The organism is Arthrobacter sp. Leaf337, from assembly GCF_001423745.1.
In the GTDB taxonomy this organism is placed as follows: domain Bacteria; phylum Actinomycetota; class Actinomycetes; order Actinomycetales; family Micrococcaceae; genus Arthrobacter.
Window position 1 is genome coordinate 1 of the sequence record NZ_LMPC01000018.1, and the last position, 25329, is coordinate 25329.

General features: G+C 67.0%; 22 protein-coding genes and 1 riboswitch. Of the genes, 8 read left to right on the forward strand and 14 right to left on the reverse strand.

Annotated elements, in window-relative coordinates; genetic code table 11:
• Positions 1-494, reverse strand: a 494-nt coding sequence (locus ASF98_RS14075; RefSeq protein ID WP_162242334.1) for an ABC transporter substrate-binding protein, incomplete at its 3' end; no start/stop codon positions are given.
• Positions 495-860: 366 nt separating this feature from the next.
• On the opposite strand from ASF98_RS14075, the gene ASF98_RS14080 reads away from it, so the two are divergent.
• From ASF98_RS14080 to ASF98_RS14090, 3 genes are all read left to right on the forward strand, one after another.
• Complete coding sequence (locus tag ASF98_RS14080; protein ID WP_055802847.1) at positions 861-1895, forward strand: LLM class flavin-dependent oxidoreductase; 1035 nt, start codon at positions 861-863, stop codon at positions 1893-1895.
• 29 nt (positions 1896-1924) lie between these two features.
• Complete coding sequence (locus tag ASF98_RS14085; protein WP_055802850.1) at positions 1925-2398, forward strand: MarR family winged helix-turn-helix transcriptional regulator; 474 nt, start codon at positions 1925-1927, stop codon at positions 2396-2398.
• An 84-nt stretch (positions 2399-2482) separates the two neighbouring features.
• Complete coding sequence (locus ASF98_RS14090) at positions 2483-3946, forward strand: MFS transporter (RefSeq protein WP_055802852.1); 1464 nt, start codon at positions 2483-2485, stop codon at positions 3944-3946.
• 66 nt (positions 3947-4012) lie between these two features.
• On the opposite strand, the gene ASF98_RS14095 is transcribed toward ASF98_RS14090, so the two are convergent.
• From ASF98_RS14095 to ASF98_RS14105, 3 genes are all read right to left on the reverse strand, one after another.
• Positions 4013-4351, reverse strand: coding sequence for a hypothetical protein (locus tag ASF98_RS14095; protein ID WP_055802853.1), 339 nt, complete (start codon positions 4349-4351; stop codon positions 4013-4015).
• Positions 4352-4586: 235 nt separating this feature from the next.
• A complete protein-coding gene (locus ASF98_RS14100) occupies positions 4587-5879 on the reverse strand; it encodes an MFS transporter (protein ID WP_055802856.1) in 1293 nt (430 codons plus the stop codon).
• A 26-nt stretch (positions 5880-5905) separates the two neighbouring features.
• Complete coding sequence (locus ASF98_RS14105) at positions 5906-7129, reverse strand: M20 metallopeptidase family protein (RefSeq protein ID WP_055802858.1); 1224 nt, start codon at positions 7127-7129, stop codon at positions 5906-5908.
• Positions 7130-7274: 145 nt separating this feature from the next.
• On the opposite strand from ASF98_RS14105, the gene ASF98_RS14110 reads away from it, so the two are divergent.
• The 3 genes from ASF98_RS14110 (at position 7275) to ASF98_RS14120 (ending at position 10177) form a co-directional block, all read left to right on the forward strand.
• The gene (locus tag ASF98_RS14110) at positions 7275-8306 is read left to right on the forward strand and encodes an Lrp/AsnC family transcriptional regulator (protein WP_055802860.1); all 1032 of its coding nucleotides are present in this window, start codon (positions 7275-7277) and stop codon (positions 8304-8306) included.
• Positions 8307-8371: 65 nt separating this feature from the next.
• Positions 8372-8638: a CocE/NonD family hydrolase C-terminal non-catalytic domain-containing protein gene (locus ASF98_RS14115; protein ID WP_235505988.1), complete on the forward strand. Its 267-nt coding sequence runs from the start codon at positions 8372-8374 to the stop codon at positions 8636-8638.
• Positions 8639-8761: 123 nt separating this feature from the next.
• The gene (locus ASF98_RS14120) at positions 8762-10177 is read left to right on the forward strand and encodes an MFS transporter (protein WP_055802910.1); all 1416 of its coding nucleotides are present in this window, start codon (positions 8762-8764) and stop codon (positions 10175-10177) included.
• Here ASF98_RS14120 and cycA read toward each other — a convergent pair.
• Together cycA and ASF98_RS14130 are read right to left on the reverse strand one after the other, a co-directional pair.
• Positions 10174-11664, reverse strand: a complete 1491-nt coding sequence (gene cycA, locus ASF98_RS14125; RefSeq protein ID WP_055802861.1) for a D-serine/D-alanine/glycine transporter — start codon at positions 11662-11664, stop codon at positions 10174-10176. The two genes, ASF98_RS14120 and cycA, sit on opposite strands and share 4 nt — an antisense overlap.
• Positions 11665-12034: 370 nt before the next feature.
• Entirely contained in the window at positions 12035-12274 is a 240-nt protein-coding gene (locus ASF98_RS14130; protein ID WP_055802863.1) for a hypothetical protein, read from the reverse strand.
• Positions 12275-12631: 357 nt separating this feature from the next.
• Here ASF98_RS14130 and ASF98_RS14135 point away from each other — a divergent pair, with 357 nt between their 5' ends.
• Positions 12632-14539 (forward strand): DEAD/DEAH box helicase, encoded by a 1908-nt coding sequence (locus ASF98_RS14135; protein ID WP_055802864.1) that lies wholly within the window; start codon positions 12632-12634, stop codon positions 14537-14539.
• A 133-nt stretch (positions 14540-14672) separates the two neighbouring features.
• Here the strand turns inward: ASF98_RS14135 and ASF98_RS14140 are convergent, their stop codons facing one another.
• From ASF98_RS14140 to pulA, 5 genes are all read right to left on the reverse strand, one after another.
• Positions 14673-15323 carry an MBL fold metallo-hydrolase gene (locus tag ASF98_RS14140; protein WP_055802867.1) on the reverse strand — a complete coding sequence of 217 codons (651 nt, stop codon included), beginning with the start codon at positions 15321-15323 and terminating at the stop codon, positions 14673-14675.
• 21 nt (positions 15324-15344) lie between these two features.
• Positions 15345-16364: an aldo/keto reductase gene (locus ASF98_RS14145; RefSeq protein WP_055802868.1), complete on the reverse strand. Its 1020-nt coding sequence runs from the start codon at positions 16362-16364 to the stop codon at positions 15345-15347.
• 80 nt (positions 16365-16444) lie between these two features.
• Positions 16445-18670, reverse strand: coding sequence for a putative bifunctional diguanylate cyclase/phosphodiesterase (locus ASF98_RS14150; protein ID WP_055802871.1), 2226 nt, complete (start codon positions 18668-18670; stop codon positions 16445-16447).
• Positions 18671-18844: 174 nt separating this feature from the next.
• Positions 18845-19495 carry a nucleoside/nucleotide kinase family protein gene (locus ASF98_RS14155; RefSeq protein ID WP_055802873.1) on the reverse strand — a complete coding sequence of 217 codons (651 nt, stop codon included), beginning with the start codon at positions 19493-19495 and terminating at the stop codon, positions 18845-18847.
• Between the two features lie 21 nt (positions 19496-19516).
• Entirely contained in the window at positions 19517-22594 is a 3078-nt protein-coding gene (gene pulA, locus ASF98_RS14160) for a pullulanase-type alpha-1,6-glucosidase (RefSeq protein WP_055802875.1), read from the reverse strand.
• A gap of 195 nt (positions 22595-22789) precedes the next feature.
• On the opposite strand from pulA, the gene ASF98_RS14165 reads away from it, so the two are divergent.
• Positions 22790-23872: a LacI family DNA-binding transcriptional regulator gene (locus ASF98_RS14165; RefSeq protein WP_055802877.1), complete on the forward strand. Its 1083-nt coding sequence runs from the start codon at positions 22790-22792 to the stop codon at positions 23870-23872.
• Here the strand turns inward: ASF98_RS14165 and ASF98_RS14170 are convergent.
• The 3 genes from ASF98_RS14170 to ASF98_RS14180 form a co-directional block, all read right to left on the reverse strand.
• Positions 23814-24152: a DMT family transporter gene (locus tag ASF98_RS14170; protein WP_055802879.1), complete on the reverse strand. Its 339-nt coding sequence runs from the start codon at positions 24150-24152 to the stop codon at positions 23814-23816. The genes ASF98_RS14165 and ASF98_RS14170 overlap by 59 nt on opposite strands.
• Positions 24152-24475, reverse strand: coding sequence for a DMT family transporter (locus ASF98_RS14175; protein WP_055802881.1), 324 nt, complete (start codon positions 24473-24475; stop codon positions 24152-24154). Before ASF98_RS14175 ends, ASF98_RS14170 begins: the two co-directional genes overlap by 1 nt.
• 9 nt (positions 24476-24484) lie before the next feature.
• Positions 24485-24551: riboswitch (guanidine-III (ykkC-III) riboswitch) on the reverse strand.
• A gap of 50 nt (positions 24552-24601) precedes the next feature.
• Positions 24602-25270 carry a hypothetical protein gene (locus ASF98_RS14180; protein ID WP_055802884.1) on the reverse strand — a complete coding sequence of 223 codons (669 nt, stop codon included), beginning with the start codon at positions 25268-25270 and terminating at the stop codon, positions 24602-24604.
• Positions 25271-25329 lie beyond the last annotated feature (59 nt).

Sequence of the window (25329 nt, forward strand, 5' to 3'; positions counted from 1 at the left end):
ACCAGCTGCGCGCCGCCTGCAGCGGCGCCGGCGATGATGCTGACGGACTCGCCCTTGCTCTTCACGAACGAGTTGATCGCCGGGTTCGGGCCGATGTAGGTCGCATCGATCGCGCCGGCATTCAGCGCCTCGATCGCGGCCGGGCCGGCGTTGAACACCTGCGTGCTCAGCTTGGTCTCACCCAGGCTCCTGGCGATGAAGCCCTGCTTCACGCCCACCAGCGCCGGGGCGTGGGTGACGTTGCCGAAATAGCCCAGCTTCAACTCAGCAGCAGGCGTGCCGGCGACGGCTGCGGCCGCCGGCTGCGCCTCGGTATTGCCGCTATTGCTGGAAAGCGACGACGCCACTGCCGCGCCGCCGGCAATGAGGACAACCAGGCCCGCGGCGATGCCGATTCCGAGGGTGCGCTTACGCTTTGCTGCGGAGTCTTGCGGCTTGTTGGTTTGTCCCGCAACGATGCGGGTGGATCCTTCGGGGTTCTGATGCGATGACATGGGGATTCCTTCACGATTGCGGCGCGCCAGCACAGGGCCTTGCCGCCGGACAAGGGTCGGGGGTGCGGAGAGTGGAGGGGACGGAGGCTCGCGGCGGCATTTCTGCCGCCCTCCGTCGTGGTCAATTGCTGGGCCTGTTGCTCTTGTGGAGCGTGTCCGGTGCCCCGGTTCCAGCGCTTGGATTGAGGTTACGGTTCGGCCTGCGCCCGTATCAATGGCCCGTGTCGCGCGCGTTCACCGGCGTTAATGCAGTGACTCAAAGCGTCATCAGGGAGCCCGAACCGGCGGCCCCGGCGGAAGGGAGGGTCACGGGGCGTCACGTGGAGTAACTGGAATGAAATCAGGAACTTGAATGTTCAACCAAGCATGGACTTTGGCATTTTTACTTTCGGTGAGCTTTCCCGAAACATCGACACCGGCAGTGCACTCTCACCCCGTCAGCGGCTGCACGAGATCATTGAGCTGGCCAAGCTGGCGGACCAGGCAGGGCTCAGCTTCCTGGGCCTGGGTGAGCACCACCGTCGGGATTTCGCCCTCTCCGCCCCCGAGATCGTGCTGGCGGCCATCGCCCGCGAAACCACCAACCTCCGGCTCAGCACCGCGGTCACCGTCCTGTCCACCCAGGACCCGGTGCGGCTCTTTGAGCAGTTCGCCACCCTGGACCTGATTTCCGACGGGCGGGCCGAGATCATCGCCGGACGCGGCGCCTTCATCGAGTCCTACCCGCTGTTTGGCCACAGAACGGAGGACTACGACGGGCTCTTCGACGAAAAGCTGCGCATGCTGCTCGAGTTGCGGGACAACGCCGTCCTGGATTGGCGGGGCACCCTCACCCAGAGCATTCCCGGGATGGACATTGCGCCGCGCCCGGCCCAGGAAAAGCTCCCCGTCTGGGTGGGTGTGGGCGGGACACCGGCGAGTTTTGTCCGGGCTGGCAGACTGGGCCTTCCCCTGTTCATTGCGCTCCTCTCCGGGCCGCAGCGGTTCCGCCGCCTTGCGGAGCTGTACCGCCAGAGCGCCGCCGACGCCGGCCAAGATGCGGGCGCCCTGCCGGTGGGAGTGGGCGGACACTTCTACGCGGCCCCCACCTCGCAGCAGGCACGGGACACCTTCTACCCGCATTACCGTGCCTACTTCGAACAGAACATGCCCCGCCCCGTGGACCATTTCCCGCGCGCCACTTTTGATGACTGGAGCGAACCGGGCGGCGGTTTGCTGGTCGGAAGTCCGCAGCAGGTCACTGAGAAGCTCCTGGAAATACACGAAACCCTCGGCAACAGCCGCTACATGGCGCAGATCGGCCTGGGCGGCCTGCCGTTTGCCGAGACTGCACGTTCCATCGAACTCCTCGCCACCGAAATCATGCCGGCCGTGAACCGCGAAACCGGCGCCTCGGACTAGCCTGCCGGGGCCGCGCCTATGCTGGTGGGATGGAATCTGTTGGGTCGGGCGAGGGGTTGGCATCCACTGTTGACCACCGCGCCCTCGCCGTTGCCATCCTCGATATCTCTGCCGACGTCCGGCGGAAGTCGCACGAAGACACCGGCGTGCGCCCGCTGCCGAACGGACTCCTCGAGATCCTTCGCGTGATCGAAAACCATCCAGGGATCACTGTCGCTGAAGTGGCAAACAGGCTGGGGCGGCAGTTCAGCAACGTGAGCGTGCAGGTGCGCGAACTCGTCACCGGGAATCTGGTAACCCGCACGCGCGACGCCGCCGACAAGCGGTACGTCACACTCCACCCCACTGCCGAGTCCCAGCGGATTAAGGCCCTGCTGGAAGGCGCCTGGGCGGATTCGCTCGCGGCGGCCAGCTCCAGGCTTCTTCCGGCCGAGCGTGCGCAGATCGAGGCGAGCCTCCCGGCACTCCAGCGCCTGGCAGCCATCCTCGACGCACCCGCGTAGCCACCATCACGCGCCGCCGAAAACACCGGACTTTCCGAAAGTAGTTATACTTTTATAAGTATTACTAATTGGAGGTATGAAGGCATGGCATTGGATACGGCAACCGCGCAGGTGCGGCAGGAGAAGAAGCCGCAGAAGGCGTGGTGGGCACTGATCTTCCTCGCCCTGGCGCAACTCATGGTGGTCCTGGACGGCACGATCGTGAACCTGGCCCTCCCGCGGCTGCAGACCGAAATGGGAATCAGCGACTCGACCCGTTCCTGGGTGGTGACGGCCTACGCCCTCGCCTTTGGCGCATTTCTTCTGCTCGGCGGGCGTATTGCGGACTTTTGGGGCCGCAAGCGGACATTCATGGTTGCCGCGGCAGGTTTCGCCGTCGCATCGTTCATCGGCGGCATCGCGCAGGAGTCGTGGGAACTGATCGGCGCGCGCGCTTTGCAGGGTGTTTTCGCGGCGCTGCTGGCACCCGCGGCGCTGGCGCTGCTTACCGTTGCGTTCCCCGGCGGCAAGGACCGCGGAACCGCGTTCGCGATCTTCGGCTCCATCAGCGGCGTCGGCGCCGCCGTCGGCGTCCTCCTGGGCGGCTATCTGACGGATTACGCGTCCTGGCGGTGGTGCTTCTTCGTCAATATCCCCATCGCCATCGTTGCCTTCATCGGCGTCTGGATCCAGGTTCGCGAGAGCAAAGCCGAAGGCTCAACCAAATACGACTGGCCCGGCGTCGTGCTTGCTGCGCTCGGGCTGGGGTCGCTGGTGTACGGCTTCACCAACGCCGAACACGGCTGGGGTGCCCCGGAGGCGTGGGGGTTCATCCTTGCCGGCGCGGTGCTGCTGGTGCTGTTCGCGGCTGTGGAGAAGAAGGTGAAACACCCGCTGCTGCCGCTCCGGGTCGCCACGGAGCGCAACCGCGCGGCGGCGTTCCTCGCCTCATTCCTCTCAGGCGCCGTCCTGATCGGCGGCATCCTGTTCATCAACTTCTACATCCAGATTGTGCTCGGCTTCGCCCCGTTCTCGGCAGGAATTGCGTCCCTGCCGATGACCGTGGTGCTGATCGTCACCGCCGCGGTCGTGGCGAAGAACCTGCCGAAGCTGGGGGCGAAGATCCCTACCGCCGTCGGGCCGGTCTTTATGGCGGCGGCCATGCTGTGGCTGACGCAGGTGAGCGCGGACGGCAGTTACGCAGTGAACATGCTGCCCGCACTGATCCTGATGGGCCTGGGACTGGGAATGGTGTTCGTTCCCATGCAGAACCTTGCCCTCTTCGGCGTGGACAAGGACGACGCCGGTGTTGCCGGTGCCCTGGTGAACGCCTCCCAGCAGATCGGCGGATCGCTGGGCATCGCCCTCTTCAGCACCATCGCGGCGGCGGCCACGGCCGCCGCCGGAACAGCCCCGATGGCAGCCTTGACCGCCGGGTATGCCGAGGTGTTCCTGTGGGCGGCGGCCGTGTCGATCCTGATCATGCCGATTGCAATCCTGCTGATCACCATCGACCGGAAGACGTTCAGCGGCGCCGACGCGGACGGCGCTCCCGTCCACCTGGGCTAGGGAGCGGCGTCCGGCCGGACCTGCAACCGGCCCGGCCGGCGTGAACAGGGCTTACGTGGGCAGGGCTTAGCTGCAGAGTTGCCCGAATGTGGCGCCGGCCTTCTGGTAGCCAGCCTGCAGCTCGGCGACCTTGTCGGCGTCCGGGTTCTCCTTCGCGGACTCGTCCGCATAGTCCAGGATTGCCTGCACCGCAGGCTTCAGCTCGTCCGAGGCACCAGCCACGATCGGGCGAAGCCGGTTGCCCAGGATGACCATGCCGGTCTTGCCGGCGTTGGCACTGGAATCCGTCACAACGATCTTCAGCCGGTCGCAGGTTTCCGCCGTGGTCAGTTTTTCGGGTGCCGAACAGGCTGAAGCGGAGATGATGAGCCCGGCGGCGAGCAGGGCCGTGGTGAGTTTCTTCATGGTTCCCTTGTTAGATGACTGTCGGTTGATTGTAAGCAGATCGGGCTGTGCATCCCGCTACGATGCCGCGATGCGTCGGGTATGCCCGGCCGCGGCCGGTGACAGCTCTCCGGCGGTGTACCTAGGTTGCCCGCATGGTCCCATTCTCCCAGACGCGGCAATGCCGAAGGCCGGGCGGCCAGGCCGCCCGGCCTTCGCCGGTACCCGTCGGGCGGCCACGCCGCCGTCGGGAGAGTTAGTGTGTCAGGTCCTTGCCCTTGGTCTCCGGGATGGTGAAGACGAACGCGATGCCGATCAGCAGCAGGAGCACGGCATAAACGTTGAACAGGTTGGCTTGTCCGATGGTGCCAAGCCAGGTCTGCAGGTACGGGGCCGTGCCGCCGAAGGCAGCGACACAGATGGAGTAGGGGACGCCGACTCCGACCGTGCGGATCTTGGTGGGAAAGAGCTCGGCGTAAACAGCCGGGACAATGGCGGCGCTGGCGGCGATGAAGAACAGCATCACGGACATGGTGACGGCGAGCTGCCAGGGGGAGTCCTTCAGCAGCCAGGTCATGGGGAAGTGCAGCAGGGCGGCACCGGCAGAGCCCATGATCAGGACCGGTTTGCGGCCGATGCGGTCGGACAGCTTGCCCCAGAACGGCAGGGCGGCGATGAACACGATGTTGGCAATCACGCCTGCCCAGAGGGCTTCGCCGCGGTCCATCTTCAGGGTGGTGGCAGCGTAGCTCGGTGCCACCACGCCCCAGATGTAGTAGCTCACGGTGAGGCCCACGGTGAGGCCGATGACCTGCAGGGCCTGCTTGCGGTGCCGCCAGATCTGCGGCCACATGGGCTCGTGCTTCTCTTTGGGAGACTCGGCTTCGAAGGCTTCGGTTTCCTTCATCCGGGCACGCATCACCAGGGCGTAGACCCCCAGGGCGCCGCCGATCAGGAACGGGATGCGCCAGCCCCAGGCGTTCATGTCGGCCGTGCTCAGGACGTTGGACAGGATGGCGCCGAGCAACGTGCCGGCCAGGATCCCGGCAGTGCCGGACGTGTAGATGAGGGTTGCCCAGAAGCCGCGCTTTTCCTTGGGGGCCATTTCGGAAAGGTAGGTTTGCGACGACGGCAGCTCCCCGCCGTGCGCCAGGCCCTGGATCAGGCGGGCCACCAGCAGCATCACGGACGCGAACGCACCGACAGCCTCGAACGTCGGGGCGACGCCGATCAGCAGGCTGCCGAGGGCCGCGAGGCCGACGGCGAACGTCATGGACGTCTTGCGGCCGATCCGGTCACCGATCCAGCCGAAGACAAAGCCGCCGAACGGACGGGCAACGAAGCCGACTGCGAAGATCGCCAGGGTGGCCAGGAAGGCCGACGTCGGATCCGCCTTGCTGAACAGTGCGCTGGCGATGAACGGTGAGAACGTGGCGTAGATGGCCCAGTCGTACCATTCAACGGCGTTGCCGATGCCGGTTCCGATGAGGGTCCGGACGTGGGATTTGTGAACCTGGACCTCGGCTGGCATGCCTACGGTGGAAGTCATGTGGGGCTCCAAAAGAGAAGGGAAGGTCAGTTGCCTGCAGCCGCGAGGGCTGCGATGCGGGAAACGGCGAGTTCTGCGTAGAGCGCCGCGCCGTCGGAGAGAACGCCGTCGTCGAATGTGGCGTAGGGGGAGTGGTTGAACGGGGTAGAGGTGTGGTCCGCGCCGGGGGCAACGGCGCTGAGCCCGATGAATGTGCCGGGCACCTCGGCCATCACCCGGGAGAAGTCCTCGGAGCCGCTGAGCGGGGTGGCCCAGCGGGTCAGGCGCGAATCGCCAAAGAGCTTCTGGATGGTCTTTTCGGCGGTGTGTGTCTCGTCTTCATCCGTGACGCTGAGGGGGTACTCGGAGCGGTAGTCGACGTCCACCTCGAGGCCGTGGGCCGCGGCGATGCCTTTGAGGAGGACCGGAATGGCTGTCATCATCCGTTCCCGGGATGCATCCGAGAACGTGCGGATGGTGGCTTCGAAGCGCGCGGATTCAGGGATGACGTTGCGCTTGGTGCCGGCCTGCAGGAGGCCGACCGTGAGGACTACGGGATCGAACATGTTGAACTGGCGTGTGATCATCACCTGCAGGGCTGTCACCATTTCGGCAACCGCCGTAACGGGGTCCTTTGCGGAGTGCGGCGCGGAGCCGTGCCCGCCGGCGCCCAGCACGGTGACGAACAGTCCGTCGGATGCGCTCAGGATAACGCCCGGCTTGGTGCAAAACTGGGCGTACGGTTCCAGGGCCGAGAACACGTGCATGGCGTAGGCGGCATCCACACGGCGGCCCGCCGCGTCCAGCACACCTTCGCTGATCATGTGGGAGGCGCCGTCGAAGCCTTCCTCGCCCGGCTGGAACATCAGGACAACATCGCCGGCCAGCTGGTCGCGGCGGTCGGCCAGGAGACGGGCGGCGCCGGCAAGCATGGAGGTGTGGAGGTCGTGGCCGCAGGCGTGCATGGCGCCGTCGATGCGTGAGGTGAAGTCGACGCCGGTGCGTTCCTGGACTGGCAGGCCGTCCATGTCGGCACGGAGCAGGACCGCCGGCTTCTCGGCTGAAGCGTGCGGCGCGCCGCCACGCAAAACAGCAGTGACCGACGTCGTGCTCTCACCGAGGGTGATCTCGTACGGCAGGCCTTCCAGCGCCTTGAGGACCTTTTCCTGGGTACGGGGCAGATCCAGGCCGATCTCCGGCTCCCGATGCAGCTCGTGGCGGAACCGGACGATTTCGCCCTGTAGCTCCCTGGCATCGGCGGTGATCGACATATGTCCTCCTGCTTCCCGAACGATTGGTTAGTGACCTGCTACCCATTGTGGAGTGAGCTGGTTCACAAGGCGGAAAATAGCTGGAAAAAATCAAAACTATGATGGTTTGTGCAGGATTCATACGATCGGAAGAGGAGGTGTCCGGATGGAAGTCAGTGAGGACGATCTCCGCCTCATCAACGCGCTGCAGATAGCGCCGCGGATCAGCTCGTCCGATGCCGCCGGTGTCCTGGGCGTGCATGCCACCACGCTCGCGGCACGTTGGGACCGGCTGAGGGACGCCGGCGCCGCCTGGACCACCGCCCACCTGATCGGCGATCCCAAACAAATGTGCCTGGCGCTGGTGGACGTGGACTGTGAGATGCGGCAGCGCGCCCGCGTCACCGCCGCGCTCGCCGCCATGCCCGAAGTGGTCACGGTGGAGGAAGCGGCCAGCAACCGCGACCTGATGCTGACGGTCATCACGCCCACGCTTGCCCATTTCAGTGACACCGTGGTGCCGCAGTTCAAGGACATCCCCGGCCTCCTCAAATACCGGACCGCGCTCTGCACGCGGCTGCACGTGGGCGGCTATGCCTGGCGGCTCAATGTCCTGGACAAGGCGCAGCAGAACGCCCTCAGGGTGCTCGCCGGGCCCGAGGCGTCGGGGTCGGCCCCGCCCGCGGTCGTGGGTGCTCCGCTGCCGCAGAGCCATCTGGACCTGATTCCGTTCCTCGCACAGGACGGGAGGGCGAGCGCGGCGGAGATCGCCCGCGGCCTCGGGCGCAGTCCGGCCACCGTCCAGCGGCAGTTGAACCGCGTGCTGGCCAGCCAGCTGCTGTCGTTCCGCTGCGAAATCGCGCAAAAATACTCCGGCTACCCGGTCACGTGCCAGTGGTTCGCCAACGTGCCGCCGGGCCAGCACGACACCGCGGGGGCCGAGTTGCGGGGGTTCCGCAACGTCCGGCTTGCCGCCTCCACCACCGGCCGGACCAACTTCGTGATCGTCATGTGGCTGCACTCCCTGGCGGACGTGATGAACGCCGAACTCGCACTCCAGCAACGGATCCCGGGGATCGAGCTGGCCGAAAGCGTTGTGGTGCTGAGTGCCGCCAAACGGGTGGGCTGGATGCTCAACCCGGATTCGACGGCCACGGGAGCGGTGGTTCCGTCAGCGGGCCTGGGGCTGGACCCCTAGCTGCCCGGGGAGTGGCTGCCGGTCAGCCTTCGTCGCAGAGCCCCTACCACCCGCACACCCGTTCCGTGCCCGTGGAGCCGGGGCAGATCGAGGAATACGTGCTGCGGCTCTATCCGTTCGCTAACACGTTCAGGCCGGGCCACAAGCTGACGGTGGAACTGTCCAACGCCGAGCCGCTGGCAGATGAGCACAACTCGCTGCTCCCGCCGGACGCCTTCCACCTCCCGGTGGGCCGGCCCGTCACCCACAAGATTTACCGCGACGCCGCCCACCAGTCCCGCCTGCTCCTGCCGTTCTCCACGCGCAAGGCGGCGGAAGGCCAGTCGGAATAGTCCCCGCCGGGCCGGGTTCCCGGCACGCAGCACGGGCCGTGATGGTCAGGATGACCCTGGACATCACGGCCTGGGGTGTTTAATGGCAGGCACGCATCCGAAACGACTGATCAGGCCATCACCGTGCAACGTAGCGCCCCCGCCGCCGCCCCTGAGGCTGCAGGAATCCTGCACCGCCACTACCTGCTCGTGACGTCCGGCGCGTGTGCCCTGGTGTTCCTGGCTGCCTTTGAGTCGCTGGCCGTGACCACCATCATGCCCCTGGTCAGTCGAGAACTGGAGGGCGCCGGCCTGTACGCCCTGGCCTTCGCCGGACCGCTGGCCACCGGCGTGATCGGCATGGTGGCGGCCGGCAACTGGTCCGACCGGCGCGGCCCTGTGGGACCGTTGTACGCCTCCGTGGCCCTGTTCGTCCTTGGGCTGCTGATCGCCGGGACGGCAGGAAGCATGGCTGTCCTGGTGGCCGGGCGCCTGGTCCAGGGACTGGGCGGCGGCGCCATGACCGTTGCGCTGTACGTTGTGGTGGCGCGCGTTTATCCGCCCGTGCTGCACCCGAAGATTTTCGCCGCGTTTTCCGCGGCGTGGGTCATTCCTTCGCTGGTGGGACCCTTCGCGGCCGGAATCGTGGCGCAGGCGGCCAGCTGGCACTGGGTGTTCCTGGGCGTGGTGGGGCTGGTGGTTCCGGCCCTCCTGATGATCGTGCCTGCGCTGCGCGGACTCCGCGGCGCGCCGGAGGGAAGTTCGGACCCGGGGCGCTGGTCCTACGGCAGGCTCGCGTGGGCCGCCCTCGCGGCGCTGGCCGTGCTGGGCCTGAACCTTTCCGCGCAGGTTCCGGGCGCCGGAGCTTTCCTGGCGGCGGCCGCCGTCGTGATCGCGTTCGTGGCGGTGCGTCCGCTGGTGCCCCGCGGCACGCTCCTTGCCCGGCGCGGGCTGCCGAGCGTCATTCTGGCCCGTGGGCTCGTCTCCGCGGCGTTTTTCGGAGCGGAGGTCTATCTTCCGTACCTGCTGGTGGAGCGGTACTCCTTTTCGCCCACTTTTGCCGGGCTGACCCTCACCGGCGGCGCCCTGGCGTGGGCCGGCGCCTCGGCCGTGCAGGGCCGGATGGGCGCGAAGCTCAGCAACCTCCGGGCCATGAAGGCCGGGTCGGCGATGGTGCTTGCCGCCGTCGTCCTTGCCCTGGTGACCACCGTCCTGGGCTGGCCGGCCGGCGTCGCGATTGCCGGCTGGATGTCCGCCGGCTTCGGGATGGGCCTGATGTATCCGCGCCTAAGCGTGATGACGCTGGCCATGTCCACTCCGGACACCGAGGGCTTCAACAGCTCGGCCATGTCCATTTCAGATTCGCTCGGTGGTGCGCTGGCCCTGGCCACCACCGGGATCGTGTTCAGTGCTTTAGCGGGAACGGCGGCGGGAACCACAACGACGACGGCGGGCGGAGTGTCGGGCGCCTCCTTCGCGGGAGTCTTCGCCCTCACGGTCGCCATCGCCGTCGTCGCTGTGGTTGTTGCGCCGCGGGTTGCGGCTCGGAAATCGTCCTAGTTCAGGACGTTGACTTTTGCCTTGTCCGAATCAGACTCAGCCTTCCACTCAACGATCCGTGCCTGCTGGAGCGGCGTCTTGCGGTTGAAGTACCAGGCCGCGCCAAGGATCAGGAACCACAGGGGAGCAACCACCAGGGCGAGGCGGGTGTCCTCGGCCTGGGCGAGCGCCACGAGCATGAACACGAAGAATGCCAGCACCACGTAAGGCATGAAGGCGCCGCCGGGCATCTTGAACGCGGAGGCTGCGTGGAGTTCGGGACGGCGGCGGCGGAACACAATGTAGCTGATCAGGATCATTGACCAGACAAACATGGTGAGCACGGACGCAACCGAGGTGACCACGGTGAACGCGCCGATGACGGAGTCGCCCGAGTAGAGCAGCACCAGGCCGGCGAGCAGGAAGATGCAGGAGAACAGCAGGGCGTTCTGCGGAACCTTGCGGATGCTCAGCTTGCCGAAGGCTTTCGGGGCGTTGCCGTCCTGGGCCAGGCCGTAGACCATGCGCGAGGTGGAGTAGATGCCGGAGTTGGCGCTGGATGCCGCGGAGGTAAGGACCACCAGGTTGATCACCACGGCGGCGATGCCCAGGCCGGCGAGGGTGAACATGCCGATGAACGGGCTGCTGGCGGCGTCGATGGTACGCCACGGGTTGACAGCCATGATGACCACCAGAGCGCCTACGTAGAACAGCAGCACGCGGATGGGGATGGAGTTGATGGCCCGGGGGAGGTTCTTCTCCGGGTCCTTGGTTTCCGCCGCCGCAGTGCCTACCAGTTCGATGCCGGCGAAGGCGAAGATGGCGATCTGGAAGCCGAGGATGAAGCCGAACATGCCGTGCGGGAACATGCCGCCGTCGTTCCAGATGTTGGCGAGGCTGGCCACCGCGCCGTTGGGGGAGGTGAAGTTCGTGGCGATCATAACGATGCCGGTGCCGATCAGCGCGACGATGGCCACCACCTTGATGATGGCGAACCAGAATTCGGCTTCCCCGAAGGCCTTGACCGTGGGGAGGTTCAGCAGGATCAGCACTACGGGGGTGATGAGCGCGGGGATCCACAGCGGGGTTCCGGGTGCCAGCTTGTCCACGTAGCCGGCAATTGCCACGATGTCCGCCACGCCGGTGACCACCCAGAAGAACCAGTAGGACCAGCCGGTGAAGAACCCGGCCCAGGGGCCCAGGAGGTCTCCGGCGAAGTCGCTGAAGGATTTGTAGTTCAGGTTGGACAGCAGGATTTCGCCCATGGCCCGCATCACGAAGAACAGCATGAAGCCGATGATCATGTAGACGAAGATGACAGACGGGCCGGCGAGGGAGATGGTCTTGCCGGATCCCATGAACAGGCCGGTGCCGATGGCGCCGCCGATGGCCAGCAGCTGGATGTGCCGGTTGCTCAGCGCGCGGGCAAGGTGCGGTTCCTGGCTGTGGCCTCCCTTGGTGGGTTCCGTTGCAGTGTTCCGGGCAACCGTGGTGGTGCGTTCAGACATCAGTGCTTCTTTCCTTGTCTCAGGCTGACTGCGTCGCAGGCGGACTGCCCTGCAGGCAGGGTGCCGCGCCGCCGTCTGCACGGAGCCGCCACAATTGTGACGTAGGTAACAGTTGGGGTGAATCAAGACTAGGCCCGGTTCTGAGCCCTTCGGTGGGGGAGGTGGGGCCGGTCCCGGCAGGCCGGACGCTCCAATGGCGGCGGCGGGCGTCGCTGCGCCTGAACTGGCTTCCGGAGCGGGAAAGGGCATTCTCCGGCTTCGTGCCGGGCTAGGCGGCGATCGCGGGGCCTCCCTGGTTTCGTCTTCCTGGAACGCGGTTCAGCCGCAGCCCGGGTCGCTCGGTCCTCGACAAACGTCGAGCCTCAAGGCATCAAGTGTAGTCCGTTGTTGGACCTGGTTCGGCGGCTTCCTCGGGCTCTGCCCCCACCTGGCCCGCCCGGTCTTCCCGCCTGGACTCGCCATAGCCGGTGAGCCGGCCTGGCCGCTTGGCCCCTCCGAGATGATGGATTACGACGTTGCGCCCCTTGTCTTCGAGTTCCATGGCATGTCCTTTCGGGTAGATCTTCCCGTGCTGGTTCGGAGCCAGGTCGGAGCCGGATGGGTCCGCCATGGTGGCAGTTGCAGAAGTGGGGGCCGGAGCGGCGGCGGCCCGCCCCGAAACAGTGCCCGTTCGGGCGGGCAGCCCGCCGGATGCTAGACTGGTGGAACTTGATGTGCAGTGATGCCCACTTTGATTCGGTTCATCAACCGGATCCCCCGAAGGATTTGTCCGGCAGGGAGTGGGTTTTTTTCATGTGAGAGGCACATCCTGCGTCGATGAACGCGTTCTATTTGGTCCCGTCCGCCGCTACCGCAAGGTTGGCAGCAATCCGGTTGATCACCTGACTTTTCTTCGGCGAACCCTTGGGCCAACCGGCACCGGGGGCCGATATCCGCACGGATACCGCCTGAAAGACCTTTGAAACACATGACTACTTTTGCTGCCCTCGGCACGCCCAAAGCACTCGCCGACACACTGACCGCCCAGGGAATCATTGAACCGTTCCCCATCCAGGTCAAGACCCTCCCGGACACCCTGGCCGGGCGCGACGTCCTGGGCCGCGGCCGCACCGGCTCCGGCAAGACCATTGCCTTCGCCATCCCGCTTGTAGCCCGACTCGCTGAGCGGGAAGCCAAGCACTTCCGCAAGCCCGGCCGCCCGATGGGGCTGGTCCTTGCGCCGACCCGCGAGCTGGCCACCCAGATCAACGCCACGATCGAGCCGATGGCCAAGGCCATGGGCCTGAACACCACCGTGATCTACGGCGGCATCTCCCAGGCACGCCAGGAAAAGGCGCTGCGCGCCGGCGTCGACATTGTCATCGCCTGCCCGGGCCGCCTGGAGGACCTGATCCGCCAGCGCATCCTGACCCTCGAGGCCGTTGAGGTCACCGTGCTGGACGAGGCAGACCACATGGCGGACCTCGGCTTCCTGCCGGTGGTCAAGAAGCTCATGGACATGACCCCCAGCCAGGGCCAGCGCCTGCTGTTCTCCGCCACCCTGGACAACGGCGTGGACAAGATCGTCCAGCGCTACCTGTCCAACCCGCTGACCCACTCCGTGGACGACCCGCAGGCCGCGGTCACCACCATGGAACACCACGTACTGGTGGTCAACGACCAGACCGTCAAGAAGCAGCTGATCGTCGAGCTCGCCTCGGGTGCCGGCCGCCGCGTGCTCTTCATGCGCACCAAGCACCACGCCCGCAAGCTTGCCAAGACCCTGACCGACGCCGGCATCCCCGCCGTCGACCTGCACGGCAACCTGTCGCAGAACGCCCGTGACCGCAACCTTGCCGAGTTCTCCTCCGGCGACGTCCGCGTCCTGGTGGCCACCGACGTCGCCGCCCGCGGCGTCCACGTGGACGACGTCGAACTGGTGATCCACGTTGACCCGCCCACGGAGCACAAGGCATACCTGCACCGCTCAGGCCGTACGGCCCGAGCCGGTTCCGACGGCACCGTGGTCACGTTGACCCTCCCGGAGCAGCAGTCCGACGTCAAGAAGCTCATGAAGGCTGCCGGCGTCGAGGTCAACTTCGAGCGCGTCACCGCCAACTCGCCGCTGGTTGCAGAACTGGTGGGCGAAATGGCCGACAAGATCGATCCGCGCACCCGCGCCGCACTGCTGGCTGCCAAGTCCAACCAGGGAGGCGGCACCTCCACCGGTGCAAACGCGGAGCGCAAGCGCGCACGCCGCACTACGCAGGCTGCACCCACCGCGGGCGGCCGCGGCGGACGTGGCGGACGCGGCCGGGTTTCGGCTGAGGCTCCCCGTACGGATCTTCCGCGTTCCGAGCGACGCGCCGTGGCTTATGAAGGCCAGGCCGCTGCCCGCAACGCCGCTGAGCGCGTGGCGGAAAAGAACCAGGACCGCGCCGACGCCGAGCGCGCCGAGCGCCGCAATGCCCGCGGCCGTGGCCGTGCCACTGCTTACTCGCACCACAACGACGTTCCCGCAGCAGGTGGCCGTGCATCGGCCGGCCGCGGGTCTGACGCCCGTGCAACCGACGGCCGTGGCGACGCCCGCGGCGGGGCAACCCGCACCAGTGCACCGCGAAGTGGCGCTCCCCGCACCGGCGGAGCACCCCGCACCGGCGGAGCAACGGGCGGCCAGCGCAGCGGACGTCCGGCAACGGGCCAGCGCGCCGCTGCCGGCAGCAAGTCCGGCTCGGCCGGCGGCAACGCAGCAGTCTGGTCCTCCAACACCGGCGGCACCTCGGGCGGATCCTACTCCGGCGGCGGCAACGGCCGTTCCGGCGAAGGCCGTCCGGCACGCAGCGGCGCCCCCCGCCGTGCGTCAGCTCCGGCGTCGAATGAACGCCGCAGCCGCTAAGGATCGTGTTTTCGCTACGTAAAGTAGCTGGCGCTACGCAAAATGCCGGACGCGACGGGTATATCCGCAGCGACCGGCATTTTGCGTAGCGCAAATCACGAAGCGCAGCGCCAGCGTGAAAGCGCGGCGAAAGCTACCAGCCGCGGGCGCGCCACTCTTCAAGGTGCGGACGTTCCGCGCCGAGGGTAGTGGGCTTGCCGTGGCCCGGGTGCACCACGGTGTCATCCGGGTACACACCGAACAGCCGCTCGCTGACATCGGTGATCAGCTGGTTGAAGCGTGCCGGATCCTTCTGCGTGTTGCCCACGCCGCCGGGGAACAGCGAATCGCCGGAAAAGATGTGCGCAGGGCCTGCCGGGTCCTGGTACACCAGCGCCACTGACCCCGGTGTGTGGCCGCGCAGGTGCACAGCCGTCACGTCGAAGCCGTCGAAGTTGCCGACGTCCCCGTGATCCAGCAGCACGTCCACCGGAACGGGCAGCTCCGGTGCGTCGTCCGTCCCGGCCGCCGTCTTCACCCCGGTGGCCTCCACCAGGGCCGGCAGCGCGCGGACGTGGTCCCAGTGCTGGTGGGTGGTGGCAATCAACGCCAGCTTCGGCGTCGCGGAGGTGTCCGCGGCGGAGTCGGCAAGCAGCCCCTGGATGGCGGCCAGATCATCGGCCGCATCGATCAGGAGCTGCGCGCCCGACGCCTTGCTGGTGAGCAGATACACGTTGTTGTCCATCTCGCTGACAGAAATCCGGCGGATGGTGATGTCACGCAGGTCGTGAATGAGGGAATCCATGGGCTTCAGTCTACGGAGGCCCTACTCACGGCCTTGGGACACCCAGGTGGGGTCCGCTGAGCGGGAGCCGACGACGGCGTCCGCGGCGGCGTCGAGCATTTCCAGTTGTGCGGGGGTGAAGTCCAGCGCCAGCGAACCCAGGTTCTCGTCGATCCGTTCCGCCTTGCGCGTGCCCGGGATGGGAACCACGGGCAGGCCGAGCCGTTTGCCCTGGGCAAGCAGCCAGGCGAGAGCCACCTGGGCTGGAGTTGCCGGCTTGCCGGCGACAGTGAGCTCGCCGGCGACGGCCTGCACCGCGGCCACCACGCCCTGGTTGGCATCCGCTGCATCAGCGGCGAAGCGGGGGATGTTGCGGCGGAAGTCGCCGCTCCCGAGTTTCGAAGCGTCCACTGTGCCGGTGAGGAATCCCCGGCCCAGCGGCGAATAGGGCACAAATCCCACCCCAAGCGCGGCCGCCGCGGGAACAACGTTGCGTTCCACATCGCGGCTCCAGATGGACCATTCGCTCTGGACAGCGGCGATCGGGTGGATGCTGCTGGCCTCCCGCAGCTCCTCGGCCGTCACCTCGGACAGGCCGAGGTGCCGCACCTTGCCTTGCTGCACCAGCGCCGCCATGGCCTCCACGGTTTCCACAATCGGAACGCGGAGGTCGCGGCGGTGCATGTAGTACAGGTCTATGGTGTCGGTGCCCAGGCGGCGGAGGCTGGCTTCCAATGCCTGCCGGATGTAGGCGGCGTCTCCCCGGATGTCGGTGTAGCCGCTGGCGGGAGTGCCCACCAGCCCGAACTTCGTGGCCAGTTGCACTTCGCCCCGCCGTTCCTTTAGTAGCTGGGCGATCAGTTCCTCGTTGCTGCCGCCACCGTAGATGTCCGCAGTGTCGATGAAGCTGACGCCCGCATCAACGGCATGGTGGAGGGTGCGCAGGGCCTCACCCTGGTCCACTTCGCCGTAGACCGGGGTGAGGGCCATGCCGCCGAACCCTAAAGGGCTGACGTTCAATCCGTCGCCGAGGTGAACTAATGGTGCGGATGCCAGTGCCATAGGGGTCTCCAATTCGGTGCTTTGCGTATTCCGGGAAGTGCCGTCCTAGCCAAGAACTCCCGCGGGAAGGCCAGTATTCCTCATGAATCGACGGCCCGCTCAAGCTCCGCCGGACCGGGCTGAAGCGGGGCGCCTGCTGCCAGTAGCGCCACGATCATTTCGGCGGGGGCCGGGCGGGCCAGGAAGTAGCCTTGGCCCATGTGGCAATCCAGGGCGCGGAGCAGCTCCAGCTGGCGGCGGTCCTCAACTCCTTCGGCCACCACCTCGAGGGAGAGCATGCGGGCAAGGCCCAGGATTCCTTCGAGCATTGCTGCCGATTGCGCTTCGGACGCTTGCCGGCCAAGGAATGAACGGTCGATCTTGAGGATGTCTGCAGGCAGCACCGCCAGCGAACTCAGCGAGGAGTACCCCGTCCCGAAATCGTCGATTGCCACCCGGACGCCCGTCTCCTTCAGTGTCTTGAGAGCCGCAATTCCGCCGTCCGTGCTGCCCGCGAGGGCTGTCTCGGTCACTTCCAGCACCACCTTGTCCGCCTGCGCCGCGGGATCGGCTAGGATGCGCTTGATGGCCGCCAGATTCCGCGGATTGGGGAGCTGGATGGTGGACAGGTTGACCGAAACCCAGAGGTGTTCGCACCGGGGCAGGGCCTTCCGCCAGCCGGCAGCTTGGCGGCTGGCGGTATCCAGCACCCAGCAGCCGACGGCGTCGATATCCCCTGTCTCTTCCGCAATGGGAATGAACTCCGAGGGGGCCAGCAGCCCCAGCGTTGGGTGCTGCCAGCGCACCAGCGCTTCGACGCCGAGGATGGCTCCGCTGGTGAGGTCCACAATGGGCTGGTATTCGAGCCTGAGCTGGCCCTCCGGCGCCGCCGCAGCCAAGTCCCGCTTCAGGGCGGCGCGATAGGTCATATGGTCGTAGCCTTCGGCGTCGAACAGCTGCAACCGGGCCTTTCCGCCGTGTTTGGCCAGATACATTGCAAAGTCCGCCTGCCGCAGGAGCTCGGCGGCGTCCGAGGTGTCCAGACGGCGCTGCACGGCGCCCATGCTCGCGGTGACAGTCAGCCGGTCCTCGCCGACGAAGAAAGGCGCACGCAGTGCCTCGTGGATCCGTTCGGCGATCCCGGCGGTGACGGAGCCGGCGTCGTCGTCCATCACCACAATCGCGAACTCGTCTCCGCCGAGGCGGGCAACCATGTCGTCGGAACGGACGCAGGCCACGAGCCGGGCGGCCAGCTGAACGAGGAGGGCGTCGCCACGCTCATGGCCCAGCGAATCGTTGACCTCCTTGAAGTCATCGATGTCGATGAACAGCAGTCCCTCGTTCCGGTTCCTGCGGGTGCTGCCCGCCCCGAACGATGCCGTCAGGTGTTCCATCAGGGCCGCGCGGTTCGCCAGGCCGGTGAGGGGGTCGTGGGTTGCGCGGTGGGTGAGCGCCTCGTGGCTGTTGCGTACAGCCAGGGCCATCCCGTTGAACGCCTCGGCCAGCTCGCCGAGTTCGTCGCGGCGGAAGACTTCAATGCGGTGGTTGTAGTTCCCGGCCTGCAGTTTTCGTACGCCGTGGTGCATGCTTTCCACCGGCCGAATGATGTCCTTGACCATCCTGCGTCGGAAGTACGCGGTGGCGCCCAATGCCGCCACGAACAAGGCGCTGCGCCCGATGAACAAGAACCGTTCGAGTTCGGCGCTGTGCGCGAGCCCGTCATCCATCTCCGCCAGGGAGTACCGCCTGATATCCGCCAGCTGCATGCGGATTGCGGCGCTGGACGCGGCAAACGCCGGGGTCTGGTCCAGATGGCTGCCCTGGAGGGACTGCACCTGGCTGCCCCACAGGCCATGGGCCGCCAGGGCTTCCTGCCAGGACTGCCGCGCAGCGTCAAGCTTTTCCCTCGATGCCGTGTCACCCGGCAAAACGGCGGCGGTTTCCCCGAACAGGCGTGAGATCTCATCCTGCTGCCGGACAAAGGCAGAACGGTCCGCGGGGGCGTTGGCAAGCAGTTGGTGTCCCAGCTGCTCATGGGCGTCAAGGGCTGAGCGGAGGACCTCCACCTTTTCGAGCTCCACTTGCAGCCGGCGGGAGGTTTCCTCCACCTGGTTCATCAGGCCGCGCACCCCCACGATGGTGACGACGGCGCCGATCAACAGCGCAGTGAGCATCACCAGGAATGCCCGGGACCATTCGCGCTGCAGGCTCCACGTGCGTTCGGGCCCGGCCGCATCTGGCCCGGGGGATCCTGCCGCACCTGGGTGGCTGCCAGCCGGCGGTGCGGCGGCCGTCCCCGGAGCAGTGCCCGGCACTTGCGCATCCATGTGCTGTTGTCCTCTGCGTCCAGGAGCCACGGGGGATCCAGCCACCGGCTGAGACCCGATGATGGTCCGGTGATCCTAGGAGCAGGCTAACAGGGCTGCGGGGCCATGGCCCTGTGTCGCCGGAAAAAACGCAGGGGAAATTTCGGCGCACCGGGCGGTAAACACCCCGGGAGGCTAGGACCAGGGGATGACCCGGTCCGCCGCATCGCGGGTGGATTCGATCAGCCGGGCGTTCGCCTCGTCGGAACAGGCGGCCCATTCCTCCGCGGCAGGCCGGTCCATGCCGAAGTGCACATGCCGGTCCACCAGCCGCTCGAGGCGAAGAGCCGGGGAAGTGTCCATGAACCAGACCTCGTCCAGCTGGGCCCGGACCTGTTGCCACACAGGGTGGTCCGCCAGGAGGTAGTTCCCTTCGGTGATCACCAGCGGGACCGAAGCCGGCACGGCAATGGAGGCTGCCACCGGTTCGTCGATTTCGCGCCGGAAATCCGGCGCGAAAACCACCGACTCATCCCGACGCGCGAGCCGCTGCAGCAGCGAGAGGTAACCGCCGACGTCGAACGTGTCGATTGCCCCTTTGCGCTGCCGCAGCGGCGTGCCCTCGATAATCGCGTTGCCCAGATGGAAGCCGTCCATCGGCACCACCACGGCCATGCCCGGGCCAAAGAGGGAATGCAGGGCCGCTGCAAAGGTGGACTTCCCGGACCCCGGCGAGCCCGTGATGCCGAGCAGTATCCGGTTCCCCGACGCGAGGCGGCCGCGCAGTTCCGCCACGGCCGCCGTCACGTCGGGATGCCGGAGCGCGTCCGGCGGGGAAGATGCCATGGGCACCAGCCTAATCCGCGGCTATCTTGCCTGGAACACCGCCACGGTGCGGGCAGGGACGGTGAACGTCCCGGACGCCGCGTCATGGGTTGCCGTCTTGACCACGGAATCGATGCCCCCGGCCTGTACCGGATGCAGGGCAAAGGCGGAACCTGCGGTGGCGGCCACCGTCTGGCTGGTGGCCGCATCCGAGGCGTTGAACACCACCACGAGTCCGCGCAGGTTCCGGTCCACGTCCGTCCCGACGGAGTCGTCGATACGCATCACCACCACACCCGGGGTCTGTTCCGGCCCGCCGGAAGGGAAGGACACCTTCTGCTGCACCAACGCGGCCTCGCCGAGGTGGAACAGCGCCGTGCTCTTGCGGATCTGCAGCAGTTCCGCGGCGCGTCCGCGGGCTTCCGCGATCTCCGCGGACGTCGGCTTCAGGGCCGGATCCGCCAGCAGCGGGCGCATGTAGCTGTACTTGTCCTCGTTGTCAGCCTTGGCCGGCAGGCCGCGGCCGAAGCCGTTGGTGGCATCCGTGTGGTCCAGGACGTTGAACCAGTCGCCGGAATCGTAGCTGTTGCGGTCCAGGGACTTGCTGCGCAGGGACTCACCTCCGGCGTGCCAGAAGGAGATGCCCTGGCCGAAGGCGGTGGTGCTGAGCGCGAGGGTCTGCATCCGTGTGCGGTCGGCCATGGCCGTGTCCTGCGGGAGTTTCAAGGCAAGGGCGTCGAACAGCGTCTCGTTGTCGTGGGCTTCCACATAGGTGATGGCCTCCTGCGGATCGCTGGTGTACCCGGCGGGGGCGCCGTTGTACGGCACGTCCGAACCCTTGACGGCGGCGCCGGTGCGGTCGATGAAGGAGTAGTCCTTCAGGTTGCCGGTCAGGCCCACCTTCACCAGGTCCTGGGCGAGGAGGAGGGCGGCTTTCTGCTGTTCCGGGGTGCCGTTGGCCGGCGAATCGTTGGGATCCGTGAACAGGCCGGAAGCGAACCCCTGGACCCGCGGATCGGGGTCGAACGGGCCTCCGCCGCGGACGGCGTCGCGCAGGCGGTCGTTGAACGTGCCAATGCCTGTCCCGGCCATGTTTGCCTGGGTTGCCTGGACGAACCTGGCGTTGTTGGCCACCTCGCCGAAGTTCCAGCCCTCGCCGTACAGGGCGATGTTCTTGCCGTCCACGCCGTCCTTGGGCAGCGTCAGCTCATCGAGGGCCGCCCTGACGTCCAGCATGTTTTGCCTGGAGTGGTGGCCCATGAGGTCGAAGCGGAAGCCGTCCAGCTTGTAGGTCCTGGCCAGCGTCACCAGCGAATCGACCATGAGCTTGCCCATCATGGCGTTCTCGGTGGCTGTGTTGGCGCAGCAGGTGGAGGTCTCCAAGGATCCGGTGACGGCGTTCAGGCGGTGGTAGTAGCCCGGCACAATCCGGTCGAGGTTGTTGCTTCCGGACTGGCCGGCACTCGATGTGTGGTTGTAGACGACGTCCTGGATGACCCTCGCGCCGGTGGTGTTGAGGGCGCTCACCATTTCACGGAATTCCGTGATCCTGGCGGCTCCGTCCGGGTTGGTGGAGTAGGAGCCTTCGGGCGTGGTGTAGTGCAGCGGATCATAGCCCCAGTTGAAGCCGTCCTTGGCCGCCGTCCCGGCAACGCAGGCCTGCTGTTCCTCGGAATCGGCGGGAAGGGCTGCCAGGTCACAGAGCGGTTCACGCTGCTCGCTGCGGCGCTCCTCGATGGTGCCGATGTCGTTGACAGGCAGCAGGTGGACGGCGTTCATCCCGGCGTCCACCAGCTCCTGCATACGCTTCATGCCGTTGCTGCCGGCGTCCGTGAACGCCTTGTAGGTGCCGCGGTGCTCGGCCGGAACGGAGTGGTCGGTGATGGAAAAGTCGCGCACATGCAGCTCGTAGAGGGAGAGGTCCTCCGGCTTGCTGAGCGCCGGCTTCTGCAGCTTGGCCCAGCCGGCCGGCGCCAGCGACTTGTCATCCAGATCCACGAAAAGGCTGCGTTCTGAGTTGGCGGAGAGACCCACGCTGTAAGGGTCGGTGACGAGGTTGCGCTCAACCTTGCCGGTTTCCGGGACGAAGACCTCCACCTCGTACAGGTAGTAGGCGCCATTCCAGTCCTTGTCCCCGGTGATGGACCAGACGCCGTCGCCGGCGGGTTTCATAGCCCTGCTGGCCACGGGTTCGCCGCCGGAGCCGGAGGCGTAGGTGTGGACGGTGACGCTGCGGGCCGTGGGGGCCCACAGCGAAAGCTCCGGGCGCTTGCCCTTCCAGGTCAGCCCAAGTTCCTGCTCCGCCGCTTCGGGGTAGATGGTGTCCAGGACGCCGGGGACCTGGACGCCGGTAGCGGCTGTGACCTTGCCGTCCGCCCCGAGGGCAGCCACCAGCAGCTGGCCTTTGAGTAGTTCCTTGGCCCGGAGCGCGTCGGCTTCCGTCAGCCGCAGGGAGGCAAGGCCCGCCAGATGCGGGTACTTGGCAGCAATCCCGGCGTCCAGACCTTCGGCATCCCGCTTGAGCGGAAGGGAGGAACCGCCGGTAACCTGTCCGTCCGTAACCGCCAGGCCGCCGTCGGGAGCGCTGTAAAGCCGGTACTCCGTTCCTTCGGCCGCCGGCACCTTCCATGCAATGGTGTCTGCGGTCAGCCAGTGCGCGCCGGCTTCGGCTCCGAGCGCATCCGGCACGTCGTCAGTGAGGGTGTGGCTGGCGTGGTCGTACGTGAACGTCACGGGTCCTCCCGGCGCGTTGAGCACGATGTCGCCGCCACCCGCTGCTCCGCCGGCCCCGTAGTTCTCGTCCCATGAATTGTTGAGGGCGACCTTCATGGCGTAGGTGCCGGCGGGGACATCGAACGTGGCCCGGTAGAGGGTCGCGGACCCCTCCACCGGCAGCAGCCTGCTGGCTGTACATTCCGGCTGCCAGTCGCCCGGGCAGCCCGTCTCGGATTGCAGCGACCCTACGAGGGCCACAGCCAACGGAGCGGCGGTGTGGTCCGCAAATGCGGGGAGGGCAAGGCCGCCCAGGGTGAGGGGCGTGACGCAGGCCGCGGCCAGGGCAGCCAGGAGTTTCCTGTTGAGGGCGGGCGGGGACCCGGGCGGGCGGGAGTGGCGAATCATGGGAGACCTTCCTTGGCAATGCCCCAGAACGGCATCAGCGGTGAGCGGGGATACCGACGAGCCTAGGGACCTGTTGTGACGCACGTCAACCATTTACTGAAAATAGAGCGTTATGTTTTCATGCAAGGCGACGTGATGTTTACGTACACTGGAAACACCATGACTTCCGGACGGCCGATCCGGTGAAGGAGCCTTATGAGCACGATAGCGGGCCGGGCAGACCCCGCCCCGGAGCGACCGAAGCTGGAGGACCTGGCCCGGAAGGTCGGGGTCAGTATCGCCACGGTGTCCCGGGTGGTCAACGGCCGGAAAGGCGTGTCGCGCGAGGTGCGGCAGGCCGTACTCGCAGCTATGGACGACCTCGGCTACGAGCGCCCGGACCGTGCCCGGAGCACTACCCGGGGCCAGGTGGGGATCATCGTTCCGGACCTGACAAACCCGATCTTTCCGGCAATCGCGCAGACGGTCGTGTCGCTCCTGTCCCAGGAGGACTTTATTCCGATCCTCTGTGCTTTGCCTGGCGGGGGACGCTCTGAGGACGAGTACATCGAGATGCTCGTGGCGCAGGAGGCCTCCGGCATCATCTTCATCTGCAGTTCACATGCCGACGGCCAGGCCAGCCTGGAGCGCTACCACCGGCTGCGCGGCCGCGGCATCCCGTTCGTCCTGGTCAACGGTGCCCGCCAGGAGCTGCCGGCAGCCTCCGTGTCCAATGACGACGCCGCGGCCATCAGCACCGCGGTGCAGCACCTTGCCAGCCTGGGGCACCGGAAGGTCGGCCTGGCCATCGGCCCGCACCGCTTCATCCCGAGCAGGCAGAAGCTGGCCGGCTTCCGCTCCGCCCTCGCCGAGTACCTGGGCATTGAGGACCCGGAACCGCACACGGCCACCAGCATGTTCACGGTGGAAGGCGGCCAGAGTGCGGCGAATGAGCTCCTGGACTCCGGCCACACGGCCATTGTGTGCGCGTCCGACGTTATGGCGCTCGGTGCCATCCGGGCGGTCCAGGCCAGGGGGCTGCGCGTGCCGGAAGACGTGTCCATCGTCGGCTTCGATGACTCACCGCTGATGGCGCTCACGAATCCGCCGCTGACCACGCTCCGGCAGCCCGTCGCTGCGATCGCGCACGCCGCCGTCCACGCCCTGGCGGCCGAAATTGCCGGCGAACATTCCACGCGCTCGCCGGTGGTCCTGGCATCCGATCTGGTGGTGCGCGGCTCTACCGGTCCTGCGGCAGCAGCTTCAGCCCCGCCGCGCAGCCCACGATCCCGGCGATGAACAGCAGCTTGAGCGGGCTGGCCGGCTCGACGCCGGTGGCCATCGCCCAGCCCACGGTCAGGGCAGCGCCGATGCCCACCCACACGGCGTAGGCGGTCCCGAGCGGAATCGACTTCACGGCGATCCCCAGTCCCGCCATGCTCAGCGTTGCGGTGACGGCAAAGACGGCGGTCGGCAGCGCCTGGGAGAAGCCGTCGGACAGCCCCAGTGCGGTGGCCCAGACGGCTTCCAGCACGGCGGACGCGAGCAGGATCAGCCAGGCAGTCGCGTTCTTGGTCATCACGCCACCAACTTCAGGCCCACCACGGACGCGGCGATCCCGGCGAGCAGCAGCAGCCGTCCCGCCGTCGCGCGTTCCACTTTGGTGACGATCGCGTAGGCGGAGGTCAGCACCACGCCGACGCCCACCCACACCGCGTAGGCGGTGCCGGTGGGGATGGACTGCATCGCGAGGGCGAGCCCGCCGGTGCTGGCAATGACTGAGACGAGGAAGACCGTTGCGGGCAGGACGCGCCGGAGGCCCGTGGCTTGGGAGGTCCGGTGCAGCGCTGCGGCCCACACGGCCTCGAGCGCACCGGAGAGGATGAGGATTAACCACGACATGACAGATCCTTTGGCCAGTCTTGTCGCGTGCCGGGTACTGAACCGTCGTCCGGAGGTTCCAAAGAGGGAGCCTTGGTCCCAGCGTAGCAACGCCCGACGGCGGGAGGCCACCGTTGGTGGTTAAGGTCACCGGGGCGGTATGGTCCGGTGCGGGATCGACGCGGCGAGGGCCAGTACACCGATGAACGATGCGGCCAGGATGGCGAACCAGGCGCCGCGCGCTTCGGTGATGGCGAGGCGGGCGCCGGCGATTCCGGGTCCGGTCAGGATGAGTGCCGCGGCGAGGGCTGCACTGACGAGGCCGCAGAGCAGCCGTGCCCAGAGGGGGCCGCGACGGGAGAGGGCGTAGCCGCCGCCCATCCCCATCAGGGAGACTGCGATTGCGCCGCCGCCGAGGCCTTCGGTGAGGAGTGCGGTGATCGCGCCCGGCATGAACATCGGGGCGACGGCGAAGGCGAGTGGAGCAAGGGCAAGCCAGCGCCATCCCCTCCGCCCGCCTGCGCGCCGAAGAGCCTCCGCCCAGCCCAGGAGCCCGCCCGCAATGGCCCCCGGCAGGAGGATCGCACCGAAGGTTCCCCACCAAGTGAAGGTGGAGGCCGGGCCCGCAAGCTCCACCATGTAGCTGCGGAATCCTGCGGCCCAGGCAATGCCGCAGGTGATGCCGATCGCGACGAGCGGGGCGGCTGGATGGACTGCGGCGGTTCGCTGGACTGCGGCAGTTCGGGGGTCGGGCGCGCTCGGGTGGACGGCGGCGCGGGCGTCGCGCGAGGCTGGTGCGGATTCCTTGTCGCTCATGATCGGCTCCAGAGATTCAGCTGGTAGCTGGCGACATTAGGGCACTGACGGGGAAACAT